The following is a 23,602-nucleotide window of genomic DNA, read 5'->3' as shown; positions in this document are numbered from 1 at the left end:
AGGCACCGAGAAGGTGCCTGTTTGCGACTTAGTTCTGCGCCAGAGTCGGGTGAGTCAGTTTCTGTTGAGAGCCTGTTTGTTTACGCATTTCAGCAACCTGCTGAGGCGTAACTTCACTGGCCTGGTTGCCCCAGGAATTTCTCACATAGTTGAGTACATCCGCCATCTGCTGATCGTCCAGCTTCCAGTCGAAAGCAGGCATGCCTGCAGCCGTTGGTCGCTCGGCGGTGCTCGCGGCACGTGTGCCATTAAGCATTGCCGTTATCATATTGGTCGGGTCGTTCAACATGGATTGGTTTGCCGCGAAGGCGGGCACCATCCCTTTGATACCTTCCCCATTCACACCATGACAGGCGGTACAGTTCACTTCGTAAGAGAGTGCAGCACGGCTCTTACCTTGTGGATCCATGGCGAAACCCGCGGGTGCGGCGGCCGCAGAAGCCGGAAGCTGCTTCAGATAGACGGCTATCGCTTGCAAATCGTCGTTGTTGAAATACTGCATCGAATGTTCAACCGCTTCCGCCATCGGACCGGCGGCGACGCTTTTGCCTTCAGAGCCGGTTTTCAGGTAATCCGCGATCTGCTGATTGCTCCAGTTACCGATCCCAACGTGTGGGTTTGGCGTAATATCCGGTGCATACCAGATACCGAGATTGCCACCCTGCAGATATTTGCTGCCTATCTCACCGCCCAAAGCGTTACGCGCGGTGTGACAAACACTGCAGTGCGCCGGGCCATCCACCAGATATTTACCCCGGTTGATCACATCGAGTTGTTCAGGACTGATGCTTGAGGTCTTCAAAGTTTCAGGCTTGAAACCGCTGTTATCAAAGAACAGCAAATTCCAGCCGACCATGGCAAGGCGGATGTTGTACGGGAAATGCATGCCGCCATTTTCATCAATCTTGTTTTTTACGGGCTTGAGAGTCGACATGTAGGCCCAGAGGTCATGCATGTCTTGATCGCTTAACTTGGCGTATGCCGTATAAGGCATGGCCGGATACAAGAAGCCTTTATCCCCCCGACCCAGACGGACAGCATTGAAGAAATCATGCTCTGTCATGTTACCAATGCCGGTCTCACGGTCTGGAGTGATATTCGACGTTTGTAACTCACCAAAAGGCGTATTGATTTTGTAGCCGCCAGAGAAACTCTGTTCATGACAGGCCGCACAATCGCTCAAGCGCATGACATACTCACCACGCTTGATGGCGTCGGCATCGTTGCTTTTAAAATCAGCCAGTGCTGTTTTGGTCTCGGCCACATCCGAGCGCGCACTGTCCATGACAACCCATAGTCCGCCAAACAGTCCGATTCCGGCTATGACGGCCAGCCCCGCAAGGCTATAGGCAATTTTCTTTTTTGCACTCATCTGATTACGCCTTTACCAACGGAGCAGGATTTTTGATATAGGTCTGATGGATAGCCTGTGCCGCACGAACGGCCAGTGCGCCAACGGTTATCGTAGGGTTGTATCCGCCGTTATTCGGGAATGCGGACGCGCCAACCACAAACACGTTGTGAACATCCCAGCTCTGTAGCCAGGGATTGACCGCCGACGTGGTGGGATCTGCGCCCATCACCGCGCCACCGATGGTGTGTGAACTCTCCTGCAAGTAGGGGTTCCAGCTGGTGTCGGTTTGACGCTCGAAAATGGTGGTAGTGGGCCCGGCCTGTTTCATGATCGCCTTCGCCTTATCCGTGACGTAGTTGACCATGTTGATATCATTCTGATTCCAGTCGAAGGTCACGCGGAGTAACGGCTGTCCGTGGCGATCTTTGTATTCAGGATCGAGATCGAGATAAGCGCCGCGCACGGGCATTGACGTGCCCTGGCAGAATACGGTCGCAGCGGTTTGATAATCGCGCGCGTAACCGGCTTTCCACTCGCTGCCCCAGCGTTTGGTGCCACTGCGCAGGCTATCCATATGCTGGATGGGGCGACCATCGGTGTTGTAGGCCATGATGCCGGCACCGCCGATGAAATCGAGATGGGAGTGATCGAAGTTGTCGCCATTGAAGTCATCAATCTGCACTGCCAGCGCACCACCGCCAATGAACGGGTTCATGAACTCACCATCAAAGAAGCCCGTGACGGACGAACAACTCTGATAGTTATAGTTGCGGCCAATGGTGCCTTTACCGGTTTCAGGATTATAAGGTTCGCCGATTTTTGACAGCAGCATCATGCGCACGTTATCCATCTGGTATGCGGTGATACACACCACATCCGCCGGTTGGAAGCCTTCAACACCTTCTTTAGTAATAAATCGAACGCCTTTAGCGGTTTTACCATCGTCATGTTTGACGACCTGCAACACTTCCGTTTCAGTCAACACGGTGAAGTTAGGGCGTCGCATTAACACCGGTAAAATACAGGCCTGTGGTGATGATTTACTGAAGTTTCCGCAGCCATGGAAGTCACAGAATCCGCAATACGTACAAGGACCCATGGTGACACCCAGTGGGTTGACGTAGGATTGCGACAGGTTCCCGGCGGGAATGGTGAAAGGATGAAAGCCCATATCCTGGGTGGTGGTGCGGTATTTGCGCAACCAGTGGGTATCTTTCAACGGTGGAGTGGGGTAATCGCGACTGCGCGGTCCCTCAAAAACGTTACCGTTGGGTTGAGCTACACCCTTAAGGTTTCCCGCAATGCCCGAGGTGCCGGCAATTCGCTCGAAGCGATCGTAATAGGGTTCCATTTCGTCATAGGTCACGCCCCAGTCCTGCAACTGCAGATCTTTCATCTTACTCGCGCCATAGCGCTCACGGGTTCGAGTGGCGACTTCGAAATCCCACGGCGTGAAGCGCCATGACATCCCCGCCCAGTGCGTGCCTGCGCCGCCCACATTCCAGCCGAACTGATAAGCGGACCAATTGCGCACCGGGGCCGCTTGCTGCTGGGTGTTATTACGGAAAGTGGTGGTTTCAACGCTCATCGGCTGCAATAACTGACGGCGCGTGTGCCAGCGCAGTTCATCGGGATCTACCGCGACCGGAAAATCGGTAGAAGTATCACGCCAGGCTCCGCGTTCAATGGCGACGACATTCAGACCCGCGCGGGTTAACTCTTCGGCCATCACTGAACCGGCCCAGCCTAATCCGACAATAACTACGTCGGTTTTATTTCTTATTTGCGACATTCACTCAGCTCCGACAATCAATCTTTAGGAATTAGGCTTACAGGAATTAGTTTTAGATTTTCACCGCGACGATCCACGTACTGGCGGTAGTCGTAACGCGCGCCCGGGAAACCAATCATTTTCCATCCCGCCATGGTCTTATTGCCGCCATAGAGCGGATCCGCGAGGTAACTTTCACGCACGTTCTGCAGCATCAGTTCGAAGAAAGCCTGGCTGTTCACTTCACGGCCGAGATTGATTTTTCCCGCTTCCATTTGTTCGAGAAAGGCATCGATGGCTTTGGTGTCCAGGGTGAAGAAGGAGGCGTGATGATTAACCTGAGACCAGGCTTCGAGTGCCTGTAAACCGCTAAGATAACGTTCACGCGGGGAGGTCATAAATTGCGGACTTCCCATTAATTTTTCTTCATTTTCAGGACGTAACGGTCCTTGAAGATAAAGTGCGGCACCGGAGCCGTAATCTCCTGCTAACTGATCGTCGATGAACTCGATGGCGCCCTCTTCGCTGGCCGAAGGACCGAGATCATCTGCGGGAATCAAGCGGTCAAAAATAGCGGACAGATTTTTACGATCGGTCTCATTGGTCAGTACGCGATAGCCCCCTTGCATCGCCGGAACGGGCAGGGCATCAGGCGTTAACTTCGTCTCAAGTGGGACGTTATGGAGTTCTTTAGCACTCAGTTTCGGCGCGACGGTCAGCGTGGCAACCAGAGAACTGAGAGAAAAGAGTGCTTCTCTACGATTCATCTTATTTCCTTAATAGGGAGTCCATGGCCCGGAAAAAAGGCAACAGAAATCCGCCCTGTTAAAAACACGGTATAATTTGCCGATGTAAGGCATTTTTTGGGCACGGCAATTCACTCATGATTAATGATGAGTGAAATTGACATGTGATGCGGTAGAGTGCGGAGGTAAATAAGTCGGTTGAAACAACATTCAACGCAATGATAGCGTTAATGCTGTTAACAAATTCACGACCCTACAACGTATTCGCTATTGTTTTATTTTTATGTTTTCCAAATCATTAACTGAGTCTGCACGTTTCATGCAGACCTTAACATTTTACTTTTTAATATGGCTCCCTCGGAGCAGTAATCGACCTTTACGCCACTGGCTTTCATCACCTTTAGGACCTTTTGTCAGGCGCGAGATGGCTTCATTAACCAATATTTCTGACTGTTGATCATAGGTCGTTAAGTTCCAAACCGGTGAATCGCCTTCTTCTATGCCATCAAAACCGACGATGGCTATGCTGTTGAGCGCATCCGCTTCGTAAAGCGCTTCCATGGTACCGATCGCCAAAATGTCATTTTCGCAAAATAATGCATCAACACGTTTATCGGGAGACGTGACTTCAAGATAATTTTTCATTAGCCGATAAGCGGTTTTACGTTCGTATTTTCCAGCTGTCAGCATTAAGTCTAATTCGTGCTGATGCAATCTCAATTGATGCTGATAACCATCCATGCGTAACAAATGGCTCGAAGGCATATCTGGACCTTTCATATAGCCAAAACGTTGGTAGCCTTGCTCCAGCAACAATTGACCAATTTCACGACCTGCTTCAAACCCATCAATATTGATGATCTCAATATCACGCGCTTGTTCGCTATTACGGCATATTTGAATCAACGGAACCGAATGAACGGTATGCGCAATATCAAGCAAGTCATTACTCAGCAGGTTGGCCATAAACAAAATGCCATCCACCTGCAATTGATCAGCCATCTCGATCACTGACTGGTAATTTTCACCCGCAGTGATGTTCAGTACCATCGCCAGATATCCTCGTGACTGCAAGGATTTGGTTGCCGCATCGAGGATCCTCATCGAATGCGGGTTTTTTAACTCATCAATGGCGATGGCAATAATATGGGTGTTCTTCTTCGTCAAACTGCGCGCCAGCAAATTTGGCCGATAACCCAGTTCCGCAGCGATAGATAAAATCTTATCTTTCGTTTCAGGCGCAACATAAGCACCTGGCGTAAAAGCGCGCGATACCGTCCATTTCGATACGCCAGCCAGTTTGGCAACAGCTGTTGCGTTCACTTTCGACTGTTTTAGCGGCTTTTTATCAATTGTCATGCGTTCACTTTCTCAGGGAATGAATACTTCTCATGTCCCATTGAACGTTAAAACACGGTCAAAAGAAACGCCCAGTCGCGCCCGGTATCAGTATTTCTGCTGAGTGTGTGCGTTTAACCTCAATATCCCGAAAGCCCATGTGTTCGTTGTTGAGATTATGTTAATTCAATGCGTGGTTTGCAAACGCTTTCTGCACCTGGGTGCAGAAAGTTGCAGGAAAGGTGTTAAATTTAATGAATTTAGATATTTTTCAATTAGTTAAATTTTAGTGCTTCTGACAGGTACGACACTATTTCGCACTGAAATTAGCCGTAAAATTGTTTTGAATAATCAGCTTTTTGTATAACAAATGGCGCATACAAATTCGCGCGAGACACACGAAAACGCATAGAACTTTCACCGAGCTGGACGAGTTTCATGCACATGATCTGTCACTGCTTGATCCTGCCGTGCACGTGCGCCCGGAAGTCTTAACGGATAGGGAATAGATGTCGTGTAAGGTGAGGTTTTATCGGCAGTGAATCGTTAAAAAACCGCCATCTGCAGACAGCGGTTTTGATTTTTATTGTGTTATTTCAGGATGTTGAGCGACGAGATTGCGACGCTTATTTTTCAGCTCCTCAATTTTTTCATCGATGTCTTCGATGCGTTGCTCAATACCATCGTGATGCTCTTGCAGCAGCTCCCTGGCTTCTTCAAGCGAGGAGGCCGCAGGCGTAGCGCCATAAAGAGGCTTATTAGCGGTTTCTCGCACGGTAAACCCGGTCACGACGCCAATCACGCCAACCGCCATCAGATACCACGCCGGCATGTAGAGATTGCCAGTGACTTCAACTAACCAGGCGGTAAGGGTTGGGGTGATACCCGCAACCAAAATAGAGATGTTATAGGTGCTGGCTAGCGCGCTGTAACGCACTTCTGTCGGGAACAGGGCGGGAAGGGTTGAGGCCATCACACCAATCAGGCAGTTAAGTATCACCGCCTGAATCAACAGTCCAAAGAAGAGTGCCACTAAGCTATGATGGGTAATCAGCATAAATGATGGTATGGACAAAACCACCATTGCGACGCTACCAATAATGATAAACGGACGTCGTCCAAACTTATCACTGAGTAACCCCATGATAGGTTGGACAAACAGCATCGCCAGCATGATAACGACAATGATCAATACACCACGGTCTTCTGAATAGTGCAGATTATGTGTCAGATAACTCGGCACGTAAGTCAGCAACATGTAGTAAGCCACATTGGTGGTGATCACGATACCGATACAGGAGATCAGGTTGCGCCAGTGCTTACGCGCCACTTCTTTGAAAGGCACTGAAGGGCCCTCGCTCAGGCCCTGTTTGGAGCCTTCTTCCAGCGAATCAACGTGCTTCTGGAATGCCGGGGTTTCTTCGAGGGCATGACGCAGATACAGGCCAACTAATCCCAGCGGCAACGCCATAAAGAAGGGAATACGCCAGCCCCAATCATTAAAGGTTTCCTGCCCGAGTATCGTGGTGAGCAATACCACAACGCCTGCACCACAGACAAAACCCACCAGGGAACCGAAATCGAGCCAGCTGCCTAAAAATCCGCGTTTTCGATCGGGTGAGTATTCCGCAACAAATATTGAGGCGCCGGTATATTCCCCTCCCACCGAGAATCCCTGAACCATTTTCGCAATCAGCAGCAACACCGGTGCCCAGAAGCCGATAGAGGCATAAGAAGGGATGAGACCGATGCTGAAGGTGCTGAAGGTCATTAATATGATGGTGATGGCGAGTATCTTCTGGCGACCGTATTTGTCACCTAACACACCAAAAAACATGCCGCCCAGCGGACGGATGATAAACGGAACGGAAAATGTGCCTAACGCGGCGATGATCTGAATGCCGGGTGATACATCAGGAAAAACACTTTGCCTAATACGGCCGCGACATAGCCATAAACCCCAAAATCGAACCACTCCATGGCATTACCTAACGCGGCTGCGGTAATCGCCTTTTTCAAACGCGCATCATCAATGATGGTGACGTCCTTTAACCGCATCGGTTTAACCTTTTTACGTCTTAAGCTTAGCATTACCCTTTCCCTTTAAATTCAAACGCTTTTACTTGATATCTCGTTATAAAAGACCAACTTACTTGATGAAAAACCCAACCTGCATCGATGGATTCAGATACATCATAGACATAAATTTACAATTTGCCGGAAGAATCACTGGGCTCAGAGACTTTTTGCAGGATGGAGGCTTTGCTACTGACAGAAATTGACGCGGCACATTGCTATCTTCCGCGTAACGCGTCCACTCCGGGCGTACTACAAGGAGAGAGAGATGGTTTCGTTTTTACCTGATGCGCTCGAGGATTTTCTGTCTGGGGATGATCAGTCTGAAGTGGTTATGTTGAATTTAATCAAGTTTAATCCTGAGGACGGCCGTGAGCAGTATCTGCACTATCTAACTATGGCTCAGCCAATATTAAGCCGGTTCGGCGCGAGGATATTATACAGCGGAGATACGCTGCCGATATTGACGACAGGTCACGAAAAAGAGTGGGATGCCGTGACGCTGGTCTATTACCCGCGTCGTGCTGCGTTTAAAAACATGGTAGACGATGCGGAATATCAAGTGGTGTTTCAGACTGGCGCGGCGGCAATCGCTGACCTCGTGCTGCAACCTCTGACAAATACTGAAATTATGCGTGGCCTCTAAGCTCCTTATTGCTCAAAGCCACGCATCATTAAATCTAGAGATTACCAGCGCTGGTGGACATAAGGCGCAATTTTGTGTTGATAAATCTCTTTCAGCGCTGCGAGGGTTTCATTGCTGAGTGCAGGAATATCACTCGCATGCGCATTCGACTCAGCCTGGGATTTATTCTTCGCACCTGGGATGACCACGCTGACAGCCTCGTTCATCAGGATCCAGCGCAGTGCGAACATCGCCATAGTCACATCACCGGGGACATATTTTCTGATGTCTTCAACGGCATCCAATGCAATATCAAAAGGCACGCCTGAAAAGGTTTCCCCTTTATCAAACGCTTCACCGTTGCGGTTGAACGTGCGGTGATCTTCTTTATCAAACACCGAGTCCTTGTTCATTTTTCCGGTAAGCAAGCCAGAGGCAAGCGGAACACGTGCAATGACCGCAACATCTCGCTTTTTCGCTTGCTGGAAGAACAACTCGTCAGGGCGCTGTCTGAAGATGTTATAGATGAGCTGAACGGAAGCCACATTCGGGAACTCAATGGCTTTTAACGCCTCTTCTACTTTTTCAACAGAAACACCGTAACTGCGGATTTTACCTGCATTGACCATCTCATCCATGATGGCGAAAATTTCTGGCGAGTAGTAAATCTCTGTTGGCGGGCAATGTAACTGGACCAAATCCAGCGCGTCAGTCTGCAGATTGGCCAGGGAACGGTCAACGAAGGCGTTGAGATTTTCTTTGGTATAGCCGGATGCCACGTGCGGGGACAGCCTTCTGCCGATCTTGGTGGCGACAAAAGGACGTTCACCACCGCGCTCTTTCAGCACTTCCGCGATAATTTTCTCCGAACGGCCATCACCATAGCTGTCTGCGGTATCAATAAAGGTGACGCCCGAATCAAGCGCAGCATGTAAGGCTGTTTTTGCGTCGTCGAGAGAGACTTCACCCCAGGTTCCCCCGATGGCCCATGCGCCAAAGCCGATTTCTGAAACCTGTCGACCTGAGCGACCAAAATTGCGTGCTTTCATCTGCAAATCCTTATCTATTTTGTTTCACACTGAATGCCCGGTCGGTGGGTTCAGATTCCACGGGCGTTCATTTGACCTTCACAGAGTAGCCTCTTAACGCAGTCACAGGCATGTGATAAAAGATGAATTGGATTCAATCATTCATTTAAAAGGATTCATCTGATGGAAAGAGGTGACCTGGCGGACCTACAAATTTTCATGATTGTGGTGCGTTGTAACAGCTTTAAACTGGCCGCTATCGAACTGGGTTTATCAACTTCAGCAATCAGCCATGCGATCAGGCGCCTTGAAACTCGCCTCAGTGCGCGGCTGCTCAACCGCACTAGCCGCGCGGTGGCCACGACAGCCATGGGACAGGAGCTGGCCGATAAACTGGGGGGCGGGTTTGAAATCATAAACGCAGCAGTGGCATCACTGAATGCACCGGGCAGCGGCAAGTTTGGGGAACTTCGCCTAAATGTTTTCGCTGATGCTGCACATCAGTTGATTGCCCCCGCGCTGGCAGAGTTCCACCGGTTGTGCCCAGAAGTTAAGTTCACACTCGTGGTAGATGACCGTCCGGTGGACATCATTGCTGAGGGGTTTGATGCTGGCGTGCGCTATGGACATTTGGTACCGGAAGACATGATTGCCGTGCCGCTAACTGGATCTCAGCGATGGGTTGCCGCCGCATCACCTCATTACCTCGAACGTCAGGGCGTGCCCAAACATCCTAATGATCTAAAACAGCACCATTGTTTGCAGCTTCTGCTGGGAAGTAATGCCCCTTTCAAGTGGGAATTTGGTTCAGATGAATCAGCCACACACATGAGCGTGCCAGGACTTATCACCATCAAGGATACGCAAACCACCATTGAAGCAGCAAAAGCGGGCATTGGTATTGCGTATTTACTGGAGTCGAGAATTCATCAGGAAGTTCTTAGTGGGGATTTGGTGGTGTTACTAGAGGAACATGCCTCTCCGGGCGAACCTTTTCACATGTATTACAGTGACCGGAGACATGGGCATCCTGCTCTGCGAGAGCTGATTAATATAATACGGCTGCAGAATGGCCTCTCGGCATTGCCACGACTTAATGAAGGGTGAGGGGAGAATAGGGGATATTTGTCACCAGCCATCAAAGTGATATTGATGGCGGTGCGTTCCCAAGCAACACATGTAGGAACTTCCCGCCAGTGTGGGCGGGAATCCGCATGCAGTGAACATCCTCAATCACCGCATGCGGATTTCGAACCTGTTGAAACGTTTAGGCGCCAAATCCGCCGTCAATGGTATGCATGGCCCCGGTCACGAAAGAGGCTTCCGGACCCGCGATCCACGCCACCATCCCGGCCACCTCTTCCGGTTTTCCGTGACGTTTAATGGCCATAAAACCGTGCATGAGGTCTTTCATCGGGCCTTCTGCCGGGTTGATATCCGTATCAATTGGACCCGGCTGAATCACATTGACGGTAATCCCGCGCGGACCGAAGTCTCGGGCCAGACCACGTGCTAATCCCTGTAGAGCCGACTTACTGACGGCGTAAGCCGCGATGCCCGGCATCGGCATCCGGTCGCCGTTGACGGAGCCAATGACAATAATACGACCGCCTTCCGGCATCTGACGCGCCGCTTCTACTGCAGCATGATAAGGCGCATGAATGTTGATGCGGAACAGACGGTCTATTTCATCGCTGTCCAAATCCAGTGCATCACCAAATAAAACCACGCCGGCATTGACCACCAGGACATCCAGCGGACCCGAATCACGCACCACTTCAATTACCGCGTCACGATCGGAACTGTCCGCCTTGACGGCTTTGCTGCCGGTTTCAGTGGCCAGTTATTCTGCTGCTTCCTGCGAGCCAGCGTAACTGAACACGACCGAAGCCCCGTCAGAGGCAAAACGACGCACTATTGCCGCACCAATACCCCGACTACCACCCAAAACCAGAACCGATTTGTTCGAAAATACCGCCATTGGAATGTCCTCAATTGTATTGTAGTGGCCATTACAATATTATTGAGTCAATCAGGTTGTCAAAGGATAATGTAGTAGTGACTACAAAAATTAAACGTGCTCCAGGCCGCCCACGCCAGTTTGATCCGGAGCGAGCGGTTGAAATTGCACAAAGTCTCTTTCATTCAGAAGGTTATGACTCGGTGAGTGTCGGTGATCTTACAAAAGCCTTCGGTATCAACCCGCCCAGCTTTTATGCAGCCTTCGGCAGTAAGCTCGGTCTCTACAAGTTGGTGCTGGATCGCTATACGTTAAAAGGTGCACTTAATATTCAGGCACTTTTGCGGCATGACCGCCCGGTAGCGGAATGCCTTACTGACGTTCTGGAAGAAGCCGCAAGATGTTACGCTGCCGACCCGGAAGCGACTGGGTGTCTGGTGCTGGAAGGTATTCACTGCGACGATCATGATGCGCGTGAAGTTGCCTGTAGTTTCCATACTGCGGCCGAAAAAATGATTTATGCCTACGTCGCAGAGCATTATCCAGATGAAGCTGCTCGGTTGACTGACTACGTGGGGACGATAATGTCTGGGCTTTCGGCCCGCTCAAGACAGGGCGCCAGCGCGGAGCGCCTTCAGGAAACGGCACGAATGGCGGGACATGGGCTGGCGCAATTCATGCCTGTCTGCCATGTCTAAATGACAGACTGCATTTGCTTATGCCAGTTGACGCAGAGAGCGGTCAAGGGTGCCGAAGATGGCCATGCCGGCTTTCCCATTTCGCGACGCTGGGTCTCTGACCGAAGCAAAAAAACTTGCTGAAGGTCATTTAAAGATGACCAGCTTGAGTGGCCCAGTCACTAGACTTTCAGGGCAGCGATGATTACGGCTTCCATTTTCTCCGGGGTGGAGATGGGTGCAAAACGCTTGAGCGGAATGCCGTCGCGTCCGATTAAAAACTTTGTGAAGTTCCACATGATCCGACCACCCAGTAAACCGGGTAACTCTCTTTTTAGATAACGGAATACCGGGTGCGCTGCGGTTCCGTTAACCTCCACTTTCTCGAACATTGGGAAGCTCACACCGTAGTTGATGTGGCAGGTTTGCGCGATTTCGTCAGCGCCGCCGGGTTCCTGCTTGCCAAACTGATTGCAGGGGAAACCCAGTATCACCAGACCATGGGCGTAGTGCTTTTTGTACAGTGTTTCCAGTCCTGCATATTGTGGCGTGAAGCCACAATGGCTGGCGGTATTCACCACCAGAACCAGCTTGCCTGCGAAGTCGTCCATTGCGATACGCTGGCCGCTCAGGCTGGTGGCTGCCAGTTGATGAAAAGAGGTCATGTCGGAATCCTTAAGCAGAACCAGTTTGAAGTAGAGATTAACACGTAGCCCTGTTTTGGTTGATCACTCGATATCCGTACGGATCAACAAATGTTCTGCCCTTAATGTCCCAATATGAATTTAACGAACGGACAGCGCTGAAGCCTGTTTCGATCACCCTTGAGTACGCATTCCCCATTTCACTTGAATCACAAAGTTGTTCTAACCATTACTTAGGATAAATTCATAGCGTTCGGGGCGGATGAAGAAGCGCGAGTTCTCTGCACATTGACCACTTTCAAACCAGGATGTTCGCTCCAGCAGAAAGAGCGGTGCGTTCTTACTGGTCCCCAGAATTTCGGCGAGTTCTTTATCAGCAAAGTCCAGACGGATGGCAATATCGGAACGAGTGATGGTGTTTTTCGTGGCTTTTTCCAGTAGCGCCCAAGTGGGTTGTTGTTCAGTCTCTTCCCAGTTCAGTTCATGTGAAAAGGCAGGGAAATGGCTATAGCCAACTGCAATCGGATCGCGATCAACCAGATGCAGTCTTGAAATAAAAGTCAGGGTTCGCGCTAGTTGGAACATCGTTCGCAACGATTCGGGCGCGGGGACCTGCTCTTTGCTCAGCAAACGCATCGTGGCATTCAGCCCTTGTTGTTTAAGGGATTCATGGAAACTGCGCATGACATTAATTCCATGAGCAACCTTCCTGCCTGAAACGTAAGTGCCTTTTCCCTGCTTGCGCTCTACGATGCCTTGCTCGGTCAAGTACTTGAGCGCGAGTCGAACCGTAACCCGGCTTACTGCAAAACGCTGCTCAAGTGCAGTTTCGGAGGGCAGTTTCCCGCTCGGCTGAAAATGCCCGGCTGCAATTTCCTGCTGCAAGGTATCGGCAATCTGGCGGTAGAGCGATGTCATGTTCTCGCGCACTAGTGTCATTCAGGTTCTATCTCTCGTATTCCGTTCGGATCTAGGTTAGTTGTAAGCGATCTTAGACCAGCTTGTATTAATACGTATTATAACCACATCTTCATTCTACATTCACGTGACGCCTAGCATGCCAATCTCTCAGCCATACGCACTAGCGGTAGACAATATCACTTTCTGCTATCCCGGCGGCGCACCGGTGTTCAGCAACTTCAGTTTCCATGCCCGGCAGGGAGAGTTTGTCGTGCTGCTGGGGCCTTCAGGCTGTGGCAAAAGCACATTGCTTAATCTGCTGGCCGGATTTACGGAACCCGAACAAGGGTCCGTCAAAATTGGCGGGGACCGCACAACGCCAGAAAACAATCAACTGGGCTACGTTTTTCAGCAGCCGCAACTCTTCGGCTGGCTTAGTGCGCTTGAAAACGTCCGATTTGGTTTGCGCATGCAAAAACGTGAGGATGTTGGTTCTCAGCAGGACCGCGCCATGTCCTATCTGCGGCGTGTGGGCCTGGCACACGCCGCGCATCAACTACCGCATCAGATGTCCGGCGGGATGCAGCAGCGTGTCTCACTGGCCCGCGCCCTGGCACTGGAACCAGACGTTCTGTTGATGGATGAGCCTTTTGCGGCTCTTGATGCCATTACTCGTGGAGATATGAACGAAGAAACTCTTCGTCTTTGGTCTGCCATCGGTCAGACAACCGTCTTCATCACGCATGATATTGAAGAAGCAGTGTTTCTTGCCGATCGCGTCATCATTCTGAACCGTGCACCTGGCGGTATACACAGTGAACTTCTCATTACGTTGCCGCGTCCACGCAGTAACCTGGAAACGCGTCAACTTCCCGCTTTTGCGGCTTACCGCAATGAATTGCTGCAGCGTATTACTGACGTGATGCAGCAATCCCACAGTCACTCACTCTAATAAAATGGAACGTAAAATGGGTAAATCATTTCTTGCTGTGCTGATATCAGGGGTCTTTTTTAATGCGGCTAACGCTGCCGAATCACAGCCGCTTCGCATTGGTTGGGTGTACGCGCTGGCTAATGCACCGGCGCTGATTGCTGAAAAAGAAGGCTTTTACAAACAGGAAGGGCTCAATGTCGAACTGAAATCTTTTGGCGATGGACCTGTGATTAGTCAGGCACTGGCTGCACATGAACTGGATGCGGCCTACATCGGAGCAACACCGGTGTTTCAATGGTTCTCCCGTGGCCTCAAAGGCAGATTATCGCCAAGGTCAACAGTGGACAGGCTGGTCTGATTGTTCCCGAGAAAAGCGACATTTCAACGCTTGCTGACCTCAAAGGCAAACGCATAGCGGGGGTGAAGAAAGGGAGCGGAATGGACGTTCTGCTGCGCGGTGTGGTGCTACAGCAACAGGCCGGACTGATTGCCGATAAAGATGTTCATGTGCTGAGTATGCCTGCTGGCAATATGCCCGCCGCGTTACAGCAGGGCGTTGTGGATGCGGCCTTTACCTGGGAGCCCTTCATCAGCGAAGCGCTGTTACGTGGGGATGCAAAACTGCTGCTGGATGTCAATCAAGCGCAGCCAGGCTATCCCTGGTATGTGTTGATGGCGTTACCGGAAGCCTTGAAGGATCGTCCGGATGATGTGGTGAAACTCATCCGTGCGCATCAGAAGGCAGTGAATTTTATTAATCAACATCCGGCGGAAGCCGACCGCATCATCGCGGATGCGTTTAAGCTGCAGGCCATCAAAAATGCTGACGGTAAATCCTTCCCACCGGAGGCGTTGGTGCAGGAAGCGCGCAAACGCATTCAATGGTCCGTATCTCTGACACAGCAGGATGGCGCTTTCTTTGAACAGCTGATGAAAGATTCTCAGGCGTTGGGCTATATGCAGAAGGCGCCTGAGCTGAATGAGTTTGTCGATACCCATTGGCTGACAAAAGCAGGGATCCAGTAGTGAAGTTAACGCCAAACTGGGGTTGGGCATCCCTTCCCGCGCTATTGATCGTCTGGATTAGCGTTGCCAGTCACTATCCGTCGTACGTGTTACCTCAACCCTGGGATGTATGGCGTGAAGCTGTGCGTTGGTTTAGCGATGGTTCCATTTGGGGACAGTTGCAATCCAGCCTGCTGGAGGAGTTCGCCGGGTTTTTGATTGCCGTGATGCTGGCGCTTGTGCTTGGTGTCAGCGCAGGCCTTTCCGATCGCTTTAGGGATTTCCTTACTCCACTGAATAGCCTGTTTATGGCTATTCCGCCCATCGCATGGGCCTCACTGATGCTGCTGATTTTCGGTTTGGGAATTGTTTCCATCGTTGTGGTCATTGTCATCGCTGCGCTTTTTCCAATGTGTCTGACCATCCAGGAAGGGATTCGCGGCATTCGCGGTGGGGAAGTGCGTGCGGCGCGCACACTGGGCGCGCGTCCGGTTCAGCTGCTGCTTTATGTCTATTTGCCGAGTTCACTGCCGTTTATCACCGCCGCGCTGCGTATTGGATTCAGCCAGGCATGGCGTGCGCTGGTCGCCGCTGAAATGTTGGGTGCATCTCAGGGCATTGGCTGGATGGTCGCTATGGGGGGCCAGACAGGAAACAGCAGTCAGGTATTGCTGGGGATCTGCCTGATTGGGCTGATAGCCTGGCTGATGGAAAATATCGTGTTTCGCCGCATAGAACAGCGTTATCAGCGCTGGCGCGCTCAATAATTTAGTGAGGTTAATGTGAGTCAGTTCGATATTCGTGATGCAGGGAATTACATCGCCCCAAAAGGCTTGTATGAACAAAATAAAGCGCGACGGTTTCTTGGAAGTGTGGCCAGTTCTCATAGCCAATTGACGGCGGGAGCCTGGGAAGAAATTAAGCTGGTTTATACGGTGGGCGCTAGCGGTCTGGCAGATGGCGCGTGGTTGAAGCTCGCCTTTAAATTTTATTCGGATTGGGCGCTTTTTCAGACCAGCAATCCCTCAGCCGCTAATTATGTCAGTGCTGAATATCAGGCTGGCCCGCTACTGCCGGGGCAGAGTCCCGCCACGGTGCAGTACTTAAAAGTACGTTTTGATCAGAAAGGGCATGAGCGACCATTCCAAAAATCCATTCTGATCGACATCGTTGATGGTTATATTAACCCCGGAGATACCATCACTATCCGGCTGGGGGATCGACGCCACGGTGGCGGCGGAACTCGCGTACAAAGCTTTGTGGAGAAAGATTTCCGCTTCCGCCTGTTCGTCGATCCCCTTGGAAGTTCAAAATTCGCCGAGGTACCGGGAGATACCCTGTTGGATATTGTTCCCGGCAAACCCGCTTCTCTCTCGGTGATCGCCCCCCGGTTGTTGGCGCCTGAAACACCTTTCTCTGCGATCGTGCGGTTGGATGATCAATGGGGAAATACCTGTCGGGGGTTGCCGCTGGAGGGTCGTCTGACGCTGACTTCAGCGGCAGGAGATGTGCATCACTATGATTTCAAACTGGCTGAACAGGGATGGGCGATCGCGCGCATCAGCGATATACACCTTTCTGCCGATGAGTGGTCAATCAGCGCCACGCTGACAATGTTGCCATTATTGGAGGGCAAAGGGTGGATAACGGTAGAAAAAACCGCCACGGGTCTTCGTCCGCTATATGCCGACCTTCATGTGCATTCAGATGACACAGTCGGTACCAATGACACGTTGTACAACCTTAGCTACGGGCGTGACGTTGCCGGACTGGATATTCTTGGCTATACCGCCAATGACTTTAACGTAACGGAAGCACGTTGGAAGCAGGCGGTAAAGCTAATCAATGAGCTGAACCAGGCAAATAGTTTTGTGTGCTATTCCGGAACTGAATGGTGTGGCAATACCTGTGCGGGTGGCGATCACAACGTGGTGTTTCTTGAAGATGATGAGCCGCAATTCCCCTTTGATAATCAGGGACGACTGGTGCGTTCATTCGAATGGAATGAATTTACTGCTGGCACCATCAAACCCGGGACATGGCCACTAGATGAGCTGTATGCCGCTTACGCGCGCGAACCCCATAAACATTTACTGATCCCGCATGTGGGCGGCCGTCGCTGCAACCTGGACTGGCATCATCCGGAGCTGGAAAGATTGATTGAAGTGGGATCCGCGTGGGGACAGTTTCACTGGGTTTACGCCGAGGCACTTGAGCGTGGCTATCGGCTGGGCGCTACCGCGAACAGTGATGAGCATCAGGGAAGATGTGGAGGTGGTGTACCCGGCACGGCTGTATTTGGCTCGCGCGGTGGCCTGACCGGTGTACTGGCAGAACAATTTGATCGTAAGGGTGTCGCAGCAGCGCTCCGCGCACGACACACTTTTGCTACTACCGGGGAACGCAGCTACGTCGAACTGCGAGCCGGAGATGCGCTTATGGGTGATGTTGCAGAATATCGTTCCGCTAACGCGCTGAGTTACCGTCTGTTAGGTGACTCTGGCTGGGAAGCGATAACGCTCTATGACGGTGAAAAAGAAGTTTGGCATCGTGATTTACATGCAGAGAAGGGGCGTTCGGAACGTCAATTCCGCGTCCGTCTCAGTGGAGCAAGAATCAAAGATCGTTATCGCGGTGCTTACTGGACGGGGTTTATTGAGGTGACCGGGACGCCAATCAATGCATTTTCCCTGACGGGCGCAGACCACCCTGAACAGACCGTTTGGCGTGAAAGTCATACGCAGATTGGATTAAGGACGGACACTAATGGAGATAGTGATACTGTTACCGTGAGTACTGGCGGGATATCCGGTGCGAGAATACGCGTGCATCTGGATATCAGCAGTTATATCAAGGTAGGCGATCCGCTAACACCGCAGGCTCATGCGTGGGCACCCGATTTTGATGCTGAAATTGATGGCAACGCACTACTGCAGTCAGGAAAAGAGACGTTCACGCTCCCCGGCACTGAACTGCAGGTTGAAATTGAACGAGTTACTGAACAGCCGCTGCCTCGCGATCTGCGTGGCGAAATTCTGCTTTCAGAACTTGATTTGCCTGCAAAACGTGAACATGCCTTATTTATGAGCGCAAGGCAAAAGGACCAGTCACGGATTTGGACCTCAGCGCTTTTCCTTACACGCTAAAGATGGGAGGGTGGCAAATAATTCGCCTCCCTCTTTGCATTCTCAAAAGATGACTGTTTTATTTTCAAAATATTTATCATTGAGGCGAAGTCATCAACAAAATAGTCAGGTTGGTTTGATGCAGGGCATCGGTTACTCTGGCACAGCTCAATAGATAACAAGGATGTCATATGCTTAACCCTGGATTCGTTACTCGCAAAGCGCTTGCCGGATGGCAAGATGTTCCCGCATTTTTGCCTCAGTTCCAGTTTTATGAAAAACATCAGACCGTTATTAGGACAAGTTCGCCTGAAAAAATCCTACCGCTGATCGCTGAATTCGACATTCAACAGGATGTCGTTATCCGTCTATTGATGTCTGTGCGGCAACTCCCGCAAAAATTTCGGCATAATCAGCAAAGCCAGGCGGCTAACAGCTTTGGCCTGCACAGCTTCACTCTTCTGGAAAAGTCAGCATCAGCTCTCTGCTATGGCTTATGCGGACAATTTTGGCGTGCAGATTTCGGTCTGGAAAACGTGCCAGATGCCAACGCCTATATGGCGGCCTCCGCGCCGGGCAGTGCGAAGCTTTTACTCCGCTATCAAGTTGCGGAACGTATGGAAGGTCAGTATGAGTTATGCACTGAAACGTTCATCTATTGCCCGGACCGAGCAACTCACTTAAAAATGGCGGCTTACTGGCTGGCAATACGTGCAGGAAGTGGCTGGATTCGAAAAAGAACGTTAAGGGCAGTGCAATCGAATATTTGAACACAGGTTAAGACATCGTCATAAGAAAAGGGGTAAATGCAGCTCGCCGATCGTTGGCCGTCCATTTAGATTTCAATGAGCGAAGGAGTGGCGTCAACGATCTACGACGTAGCAATATTCATTTAAATGATGACCATGCCATGTTTTGGATAACGACCCGATATCCGTCTGGATCAACAAATGTTCTGCCTTTAACCCCCCAGTAAGGATTAAACGGACGGACAACGCTGAAGCCCGCATCAACCATTCTTGTACAAGCCTGCATCCACTCTTTTTCATCTGGGTAATAAAGTACCAGTAGATCCTCCTCCGTTTGCAAAGGGTGAACGGGATGGTTCAAGCAGAAGGTGAATTCAATGTGCCAGTCCAAACCTTCACGTCCCAACATCATTCCATTGAAGCCATCATGATTGTTGAATTCAGCTATTTTTGCAGACTTAATCCCTGGCTGTACATTTGAAAAGATCTTTCAAGGTCAGTGACAGGTTTGGCAATACGCATGTGAGTAAACATCTGGATATACCCCTGGAAAGGTTTTTCTAAGTGTTGAAATCCAGATTAAGTTTACACGTGCTCAAGTTTTGAATTTATCCGTGAGAGCCTGACTAACGCTGCCAATCTTATGACGGGTGATAAAACGAGGGTGGTTGGCCCGTTACGCGCCGGAACATGGTGGCAAAGGATGAACCATTATCGTAACCAAGCGACAGCGCCACTTCGTTCACCGACTTGCCTTGTATCAGACATTCCAGCGCGCTGACCACGCAGGCTCGCTGGCGCCAGGCAGAAAATGACAGGCCGGTCTGCTGCAGAAAATGGCGACGAAAGGTACTGGCGCTCATAAACATCTTGTTGGCCCAGCGCTCAGCAGGATAGTGGATAGTGGGTGCGAGTAAAAATGTCTGGCACAACGTCCGTAGCGCAGGCTGGCGCGGCAGCGGAATATCAAATTCACGTGCCGATGCAGCAGTGAGTTCTAATAACAATAAGTGCATCAGCGCACGTTCGCGCTCGCTGTCATAAAGCGGGGGTAAATCCACCGCATCAAGTAATAACTGACGCAGAAGCGGAGACACTTCAATCACTTCGCAGCCAATGCGGTGAGTTAATCGTGCCGCGCAAGCTGGCGCAATATAAAGACTTCGCGTCGTCACGCCGACAAATTTCACAGCGTGCAGGGTTTCTGGCGGTATCCAGACCGCGTGTTGTGGCGGAACCACCCATTCGCCGTCACGGGTGGAGACATGCATTTGACCGGTTGCGCCATACAGCAACTGCGCCCGACGATGATGATGAGGCGCCAGTGCAAACCCCTGTGCATAGTCATTGCCAATTGCGACAACGTCACGGTCCAGAAAATCAAAATCTTCAATGCTTACGTTGCGCACTTCGCCTCCTTCTGACCGATTGGCAAGGGTAATTGAGCGCTGTGCAAATGGGAAGTGGGGCTCGTGGGAATTAGGCTATGGGTTCTTTTTCACACTGGAAAATCCCCTTGAACGATATTCTGATTATTGCACTAGCAGGTTTCACCACTGGCATCACGACGGTGCTGTTTGGCTTTGGCGGCGGCTTTGTTGTGGTGCCTTTTATTTATCAGTTGCTGCGCCACCAGCCGGCAACCGCAGACAATGCGATGCATATTGCCGTTGCCACCTCAACGGCGGTGATGATTTTTAACGCAGGATGGGTCAGCTATCGAAACTGGCGCGCGGGGCACGTCTCCGTTCAGGCATGTTTTCCACTAATGTGGTTCATTGCCATGGGTGCTGTGATCGGTTCCTGGCTGGCGGGGCTATTAAGCGAAGAGCGGGTACGTTTGCTATTTGTCATATACATGGTGGTCACTATTGGCGATTGCCTACTGCGCAAAGGTTTCTTCAGCGGCAGCATACCGCGTCGTCTGTCGCGGGCAACTGTGACCGGCGGCGGCATACTAATTGGCACCATTGCAGCTTTGTTAGGGGTTGGCGGCAGTGTCATGACGGTTCCACTGTTACGGCGGCATGGCTATGCAATGCGTGACTGCATTAACACGGCCAATCCACTCTCTCTGCCAGTGGCGCTGTGTGGTGCCATGACTTATGCGGTCAGCGGATGGCATTCAATCCCGGCAAGGGGTTTCCTCGGGTTTATTAGCCTGAAAATTATGATGCTACTGGTGGTCACAGGGCTGTTCGGCATTCTCGTTGCACAAAGAAAAATTCCCGCTGTGCCCGATATCTGGCATGCCCGGATCTATGTGCTGCTGCTTAATGCGGTACTGATCGCGATGCTGTTGTAGCCTTACTCCAACCTCTGCCTTTAACACCCAGTTCTATTGAGGCGGTTGATTAATCTGGGAAATTTCACAGATTTCTCTCATTATTTCAGACTGCCTGATCTCTTCCTTATGCTGCGTGCTCATTCATCGCAACAGAGGAAGAAACAGATGAAATTAACTAAAGTCTTCGCGGGTTCGCTGCTGTTTACCGCAGCATTTGCAGCCTTTGCTGCGCCTGAGGCAAGTGTGAAAAATCCGCTTAGCGTCCATGTGCTAAACCTTCAGACGGGCTTACCGACGCCAGGCATCACGGTTGAGCTGGATAAAAAGGACAAAGACGGCTGGATTAAACTATCGACTGGCGTCACTGACGCAAACGGCCGAATTACCGGCCTGTATCCTGTTGAACAAAAAATGCAGGGCGGGAGCTATCGAGTGGTGTTTATGACCGGGGCATTCTATGAAAAAAACCATCAAAAAACGTTCTTCCCGGAAATCCCTGTTGAATTCAATATGGAAGAAAACGCGGGCCATTATCATATTCCCTTACTGCTAAGCCCATACGGTTATTCCACTTACCGGGGGAATTGATAGTGCTGACCGAGTTCCGCTTGAACCCGCTGATTAATATTAACGTGCTGGTGAATAGCCTTCGCTTGCTGTAAATCGTGTGCATTAGGATGTAGCGGGGAACGATGGGTTGAGGCTCCGACAATATGATGAAACGGAGCCTCTGCTGGCAGGTAACGAGGTCTGAGTTACTGCTGACTTTGCTGCTTACTGTCGGCTTCTTTTTGTTTTTTCTTCGCCATATGATGGCCTACAGCACAACCGGCCGCGGCGCCCGCTACGCCATGATGCGCAACATGACCCGCAACGCCCCCTACAGCCGCACCCTTCAGGCATCCTTTTGCATCAGCCTGAGCACTCATCGCAAGAAGGATCCCGGCGGTCAAAATGGCAAACGAAAAATTCTTCATAGTCTTTCTCCATGTAATAACTGGCGTCTTCCAGTAACGCATTAGCTTAGCCATATTTAGCGATTATGATGGCTAAAACGCATGATTTTAAGACTTGCTTACCAATAGTTACCTTTTCCTTAACGTCTGAAATAGTTAGCATTTATTCAATCAAGTTGCAGAAAACTCAAATTTAAAGTGCAGCAATGACTGTGGCTTCTATTTTCTCCGGGGTGTAGATTGGCGCAAAGCGTTTGAGCGGTGTGCCATCGCGTCCGATCAAGAACTTCGTGAAGTTCCACTTGATCCGCCCACCCAGCACGCCGGGCAATTCGTTTTTTAAATAACGAAACACCGGGTGCGCTGCGGTACCGTTGACTTCCACTTTCTCGAACATCGGGAAGCTCACACCGTAATTGATGTGACAGGTTCGCGCGATTTCGTCGGCGTCGCCGGGTTCTTGCTTACCAAATTGGTTGCAGGGGAAACCCAGCACCACCAAGCCCTGGTCGGTGTATTTCTTGTAAAGCGCTTCAAGGCCTGCGTACTGCGGTGTAAAACCACAGTGGCTGGCGGTATTCACTACCAGAACTAACTTGCCAGCGTAATCGGCCATTGAGATAGGTTGGCCACTCAAGCTGGTGGCCGTAAGCTGATGAAAGGTGCTCATGTCCAAATCCTTCAAAGCAGAACCCGTGCGTCAGTGCCAAATAGCGTGGTGCTACCGGTACATGAGTCGTGGGGAAAAATCCTGCGCCCAACTGAATAACACAACCAGGTTTCAGTCGTTTGTGTGGGATACGTAATCAACCATAGAGCCATCATCGGCAGTTCGCAATTGTTCATCATGACAGAAGAAGGCATTAGCCTTAATAGATTGTACTTATCAACTCAGTGCATAAGTCCGGGCAAGAATGAAATATAGAATAATTAAAAATAGCTGGGCAACATCAGCATGCTCTTGTGAATATATATAGTGCTTCCACGTAATATCAACGTATTAGAAATGCCGTTCCCGAAAACGGAAACGGCAATCGTCTGTCACTTATACACGGTCGCAGTGCCTTGTACTTTTCCTTCCACGCGAGCCGAGGTGATCACATAATATTTCCCACCTTTCTCGTCAGCCAGTTTCGATATTTCATCTTTGGCATCTTTCGGGTCGGTGAAAGTGCCGGATGTTGATACCGTACCCACTTCAGTATAATTTTTAGCTTCATCTTTACTGATCTCCTGCGCAGCCATTGCGCCAGCGGATACAAAAAAGATGCCTGCGATTGTCAGTGATTTCATCATCATATTTTTCATCATCTACTCTCCGGTTGTATATTATTTTCGATTACAACATCTTTGAATGGTATGAGCTTTTGGGCATAAGTTTTGAAAAAACATTTTCTACACGTTTTGGATAATTCACAGCTTTTACT

The 23,602-nt window shown here is 50.5% G+C and carries 22 protein-coding genes and 4 pseudogenes; 11 read left to right on the top strand and 15 right to left on the bottom strand.

What is annotated here, in order from left to right; translation table 11 throughout:
* Positions 1-28 precede the first annotated feature (28 nt).
* The 5 genes and pseudogenes from HA45_RS19900 to proP all read right to left on the bottom strand — a co-directional run bounded on the left by HA45_RS19900 (position 29) and on the right by proP (position 7,300).
* Entirely contained in the window at positions 29-1,372 is a 1,344-nt protein-coding gene (locus tag HA45_RS19900) for a cytochrome c (protein WP_100699766.1), read from the bottom strand.
* A gap of 4 nt (positions 1,373-1,376) precedes the next feature.
* Positions 1,377-3,146 carry a GMC family oxidoreductase gene (locus HA45_RS19895; protein WP_100699765.1) on the bottom strand — a complete coding sequence of 590 codons (1,770 nt, stop codon included), beginning with the start codon at positions 3,144-3,146 and terminating at the stop codon, positions 1,377-1,379.
* Positions 3,147-3,163: 17 nt separating this feature from the next.
* On the bottom strand, positions 3,164-3,892 hold the full coding sequence (locus HA45_RS19890; protein WP_100699764.1) for a gluconate 2-dehydrogenase subunit 3 family protein: 729 nt from the start codon (positions 3,890-3,892) through the stop codon (positions 3,164-3,166).
* Positions 3,893-4,207: 315 nt separating this feature from the next.
* Positions 4,208-5,230, bottom strand: a complete 1,023-nt coding sequence (locus tag HA45_RS19885) for a LacI family DNA-binding transcriptional regulator (RefSeq protein ID WP_100699763.1) — start codon at positions 5,228-5,230, stop codon at positions 4,208-4,210.
* A gap of 562 nt (positions 5,231-5,792) precedes the next feature.
* Positions 5,793-7,300: pseudogene (proP, locus tag HA45_RS19880) on the bottom strand (glycine betaine/L-proline transporter ProP).
* Positions 7,301-7,553: 253 nt separating this feature from the next.
* On the opposite strand from proP, the gene HA45_RS19875 reads away from it, so the two are divergent.
* Positions 7,554-7,931: a DUF1330 domain-containing protein gene (locus HA45_RS19875; RefSeq protein WP_100699761.1), complete on the top strand. Its 378-nt coding sequence runs from the start codon at positions 7,554-7,556 to the stop codon at positions 7,929-7,931.
* Between the two features lie 41 nt (positions 7,932-7,972).
* On the opposite strand, the gene HA45_RS19870 is transcribed toward HA45_RS19875, so the two are convergent.
* The gene (locus HA45_RS19870) at positions 7,973-8,959 is read right to left on the bottom strand and encodes an aldo/keto reductase (protein WP_100699760.1); all 987 of its coding nucleotides are present in this window, start codon (positions 8,957-8,959) and stop codon (positions 7,973-7,975) included.
* A gap of 162 nt (positions 8,960-9,121) precedes the next feature.
* On the opposite strand from HA45_RS19870, the gene HA45_RS19865 reads away from it, so the two are divergent.
* Positions 9,122-10,045: a LysR family transcriptional regulator gene (locus HA45_RS19865; RefSeq protein ID WP_205960908.1), complete on the top strand. Its 924-nt coding sequence runs from the start codon at positions 9,122-9,124 to the stop codon at positions 10,043-10,045.
* A gap of 160 nt (positions 10,046-10,205) precedes the next feature.
* Here the strand turns inward: HA45_RS19865 and bdcA are convergent.
* Positions 10,206-10,919 (bottom strand): annotated as a pseudogene (gene bdcA / locus HA45_RS19860) (SDR family oxidoreductase).
* A 77-nt stretch (positions 10,920-10,996) separates the two neighbouring features.
* Here bdcA and HA45_RS19855 point away from each other — a divergent pair.
* Positions 10,997-11,596 carry a TetR/AcrR family transcriptional regulator gene (locus HA45_RS19855; protein WP_100699758.1) on the top strand — a complete coding sequence of 200 codons (600 nt, stop codon included), beginning with the start codon at positions 10,997-10,999 and terminating at the stop codon, positions 11,594-11,596.
* Positions 11,597-11,757: 161 nt separating this feature from the next.
* Here the strand turns inward: HA45_RS19855 and HA45_RS19850 are convergent, their stop codons facing one another.
* From HA45_RS19850 to HA45_RS19845, 3 genes and pseudogenes are all read right to left on the bottom strand, one after another.
* On the bottom strand, positions 11,758-12,240 hold the full coding sequence (locus tag HA45_RS19850) for a glutathione peroxidase (RefSeq protein ID WP_100699757.1): 483 nt from the start codon (positions 12,238-12,240) through the stop codon (positions 11,758-11,760).
* Between the two features lie 37 nt (positions 12,241-12,277).
* Positions 12,278-12,421: pseudogene (locus HA45_RS29370) on the bottom strand (VOC family protein); the annotation flags it as partial.
* Between the two features lie 20 nt (positions 12,422-12,441).
* Positions 12,442-13,137: a GntR family transcriptional regulator gene (locus tag HA45_RS19845; protein WP_240629159.1), complete on the bottom strand. Its 696-nt coding sequence runs from the start codon at positions 13,135-13,137 to the stop codon at positions 12,442-12,444.
* Between the two features lie 139 nt (positions 13,138-13,276).
* On the opposite strand from HA45_RS19845, the gene HA45_RS19840 reads away from it, so the two are divergent.
* From HA45_RS19840 to HA45_RS19820, 6 genes are all read left to right on the top strand, one after another.
* Positions 13,277-14,071: an ABC transporter ATP-binding protein gene (locus HA45_RS19840; protein ID WP_100699755.1), complete on the top strand. Its 795-nt coding sequence runs from the start codon at positions 13,277-13,279 to the stop codon at positions 14,069-14,071.
* Between the two features lie 16 nt (positions 14,072-14,087).
* Positions 14,088-14,411 carry an ABC transporter substrate-binding protein gene (locus HA45_RS28720; protein ID WP_280174523.1) on the top strand — a complete coding sequence of 108 codons (324 nt, stop codon included), beginning with the start codon at positions 14,088-14,090 and terminating at the stop codon, positions 14,409-14,411.
* Positions 14,348-15,079, top strand: a complete 732-nt coding sequence (locus HA45_RS19835) for an ABC transporter substrate-binding protein (protein ID WP_280174522.1) — start codon at positions 14,348-14,350, stop codon at positions 15,077-15,079. The genes HA45_RS28720 and HA45_RS19835 overlap by 64 nt, the downstream gene beginning before the upstream one ends.
* Positions 15,079-15,825: an ABC transporter permease gene (locus HA45_RS19830; protein WP_100699753.1), complete on the top strand. Its 747-nt coding sequence runs from the start codon at positions 15,079-15,081 to the stop codon at positions 15,823-15,825. The genes HA45_RS19835 and HA45_RS19830 overlap by 1 nt, the downstream gene beginning before the upstream one ends.
* Before the next feature lie 15 nt (positions 15,826-15,840).
* Positions 15,841-18,204, top strand: coding sequence for a DUF3604 domain-containing protein (locus HA45_RS19825; protein WP_100699752.1), 2,364 nt, complete (start codon positions 15,841-15,843; stop codon positions 18,202-18,204).
* 170 nt (positions 18,205-18,374) lie between these two features.
* Positions 18,375-18,953 (top strand): hypothetical protein, encoded by a 579-nt coding sequence (locus HA45_RS19820; protein ID WP_100699751.1) that lies wholly within the window; start codon positions 18,375-18,377, stop codon positions 18,951-18,953.
* A 118-nt stretch (positions 18,954-19,071) separates the two neighbouring features.
* Here the strand turns inward: HA45_RS19820 and HA45_RS19815 are convergent.
* Together HA45_RS19815 and HA45_RS19810 are read right to left on the bottom strand one after the other, a co-directional pair.
* Positions 19,072-19,466 (bottom strand): annotated as a pseudogene (locus HA45_RS19815) (VOC family protein).
* A 107-nt stretch (positions 19,467-19,573) separates the two neighbouring features.
* The gene (locus HA45_RS19810) at positions 19,574-20,341 is read right to left on the bottom strand and encodes an AraC family transcriptional regulator (protein ID WP_100699749.1); all 768 of its coding nucleotides are present in this window, start codon (positions 20,339-20,341) and stop codon (positions 19,574-19,576) included.
* 107 nt (positions 20,342-20,448) lie between these two features.
* Here HA45_RS19810 and HA45_RS19805 point away from each other — a divergent pair, with 107 nt between their 5' ends.
* Both HA45_RS19805 and uraH read left to right on the top strand, forming a co-directional pair.
* Positions 20,449-21,237: a sulfite exporter TauE/SafE family protein gene (locus HA45_RS19805; RefSeq protein WP_100699815.1), complete on the top strand. Its 789-nt coding sequence runs from the start codon at positions 20,449-20,451 to the stop codon at positions 21,235-21,237.
* A 147-nt stretch (positions 21,238-21,384) separates the two neighbouring features.
* On the top strand, positions 21,385-21,807 hold the full coding sequence (gene uraH / locus HA45_RS19800) for a hydroxyisourate hydrolase (protein WP_100699748.1): 423 nt from the start codon (positions 21,385-21,387) through the stop codon (positions 21,805-21,807).
* Between the two features lie 167 nt (positions 21,808-21,974).
* On the opposite strand, the gene HA45_RS19795 is transcribed toward uraH, so the two are convergent.
* The 3 genes from HA45_RS19795 to HA45_RS19785 form a co-directional block, all read right to left on the bottom strand.
* Entirely contained in the window at positions 21,975-22,196 is a 222-nt protein-coding gene (locus HA45_RS19795; protein ID WP_100699747.1) for a hypothetical protein, read from the bottom strand.
* Positions 22,197-22,368: 172 nt separating this feature from the next.
* Complete coding sequence (locus tag HA45_RS19790; protein WP_100699746.1) at positions 22,369-22,845, bottom strand: glutathione peroxidase; 477 nt, start codon at positions 22,843-22,845, stop codon at positions 22,369-22,371.
* A 371-nt stretch (positions 22,846-23,216) separates the two neighbouring features.
* Positions 23,217-23,486, bottom strand: a complete 270-nt coding sequence (locus tag HA45_RS19785; RefSeq protein ID WP_420849000.1) for a YdgH/BhsA/McbA-like domain containing protein — start codon at positions 23,484-23,486, stop codon at positions 23,217-23,219.
* Between the last annotated feature and the right edge of the window lie 116 nt (positions 23,487-23,602).

The organism is Pantoea rodasii (assembly GCF_002095465.1).
Classification (GTDB): domain Bacteria; phylum Pseudomonadota; class Gammaproteobacteria; order Enterobacterales; family Enterobacteriaceae; genus Pantoea; species Pantoea rodasii.
The sequence above is the reverse complement of the archived record's forward strand: the minus strand, read 5'-3'. Positions and strand labels throughout refer to the sequence as shown.

What these genes read in the sequence shown, in the direction of transcription:
- HA45_RS19885 (WP_100699763.1), bottom strand. Translation starts at nt 5,230, where the DNA reads ATGACAATTGATAAAAAGCCGCTAAAACAGTCGAAAGTGAACGCAACA.
- HA45_RS19785 (WP_420849000.1), bottom strand. Translation starts at nt 23,486, where the DNA reads ATGATGAAAAATATGATGATGAAATCACTGACAATCGCAGGCATCTTT.
- uraH (WP_100699748.1), top strand. Translation starts at nt 21,385, where the DNA reads ATGAAATTAACTAAAGTCTTCGCGGGTTCGCTGCTGTTTACCGCAGCA.
- HA45_RS19835 (WP_280174522.1), top strand. Translation starts at nt 14,348, where the DNA reads ATGGTTCTCCCGTGGCCTCAAAGGCAGATTATCGCCAAGGTCAACAGT.
- HA45_RS19840 (WP_100699755.1), top strand. Translation starts at nt 13,277, where the DNA reads ATGCCAATCTCTCAGCCATACGCACTAGCGGTAGACAATATCACTTTC.
- HA45_RS19875 (WP_100699761.1), top strand. Translation starts at nt 7,554, where the DNA reads ATGGTTTCGTTTTTACCTGATGCGCTCGAGGATTTTCTGTCTGGGGAT.
- HA45_RS19850 (WP_100699757.1), bottom strand. Translation starts at nt 12,240, where the DNA reads ATGACCTCTTTTCATCAACTGGCAGCCACCAGCCTGAGCGGCCAGCGT.
- HA45_RS19895 (WP_100699765.1), bottom strand. Translation starts at nt 3,146, where the DNA reads ATGTCGCAAATAAGAAATAAAACCGACGTAGTTATTGTCGGATTAGGC.
- HA45_RS19790 (WP_100699746.1), bottom strand. Translation starts at nt 22,845, where the DNA reads ATGAGCACCTTTCATCAGCTTACGGCCACCAGCTTGAGTGGCCAACCT.
- HA45_RS19795 (WP_100699747.1), bottom strand. Translation starts at nt 22,196, where the DNA reads ATGAAGAATTTTTCGTTTGCCATTTTGACCGCCGGGATCCTTCTTGCG.
- HA45_RS19890 (WP_100699764.1), bottom strand. Translation starts at nt 3,892, where the DNA reads ATGAATCGTAGAGAAGCACTCTTTTCTCTCAGTTCTCTGGTTGCCACG.
- HA45_RS19820 (WP_100699751.1), top strand. Translation starts at nt 18,375, where the DNA reads ATGCTTAACCCTGGATTCGTTACTCGCAAAGCGCTTGCCGGATGGCAA.
- HA45_RS19865 (WP_205960908.1), top strand. Translation starts at nt 9,122, where the DNA reads ATGGAAAGAGGTGACCTGGCGGACCTACAAATTTTCATGATTGTGGTG.
- HA45_RS19870 (WP_100699760.1), bottom strand. Translation starts at nt 8,959, where the DNA reads ATGAAAGCACGCAATTTTGGTCGCTCAGGTCGACAGGTTTCAGAAATC.
- HA45_RS19845 (WP_240629159.1), bottom strand. Translation starts at nt 13,137, where the DNA reads ATGACATCGCTCTACCGCCAGATTGCCGATACCTTGCAGCAGGAAATT.
- HA45_RS28720 (WP_280174523.1), top strand. Translation starts at nt 14,088, where the DNA reads ATGGGTAAATCATTTCTTGCTGTGCTGATATCAGGGGTCTTTTTTAAT.
- HA45_RS19900 (WP_100699766.1), bottom strand. Translation starts at nt 1,372, where the DNA reads ATGAGTGCAAAAAAGAAAATTGCCTATAGCCTTGCGGGGCTGGCCGTC.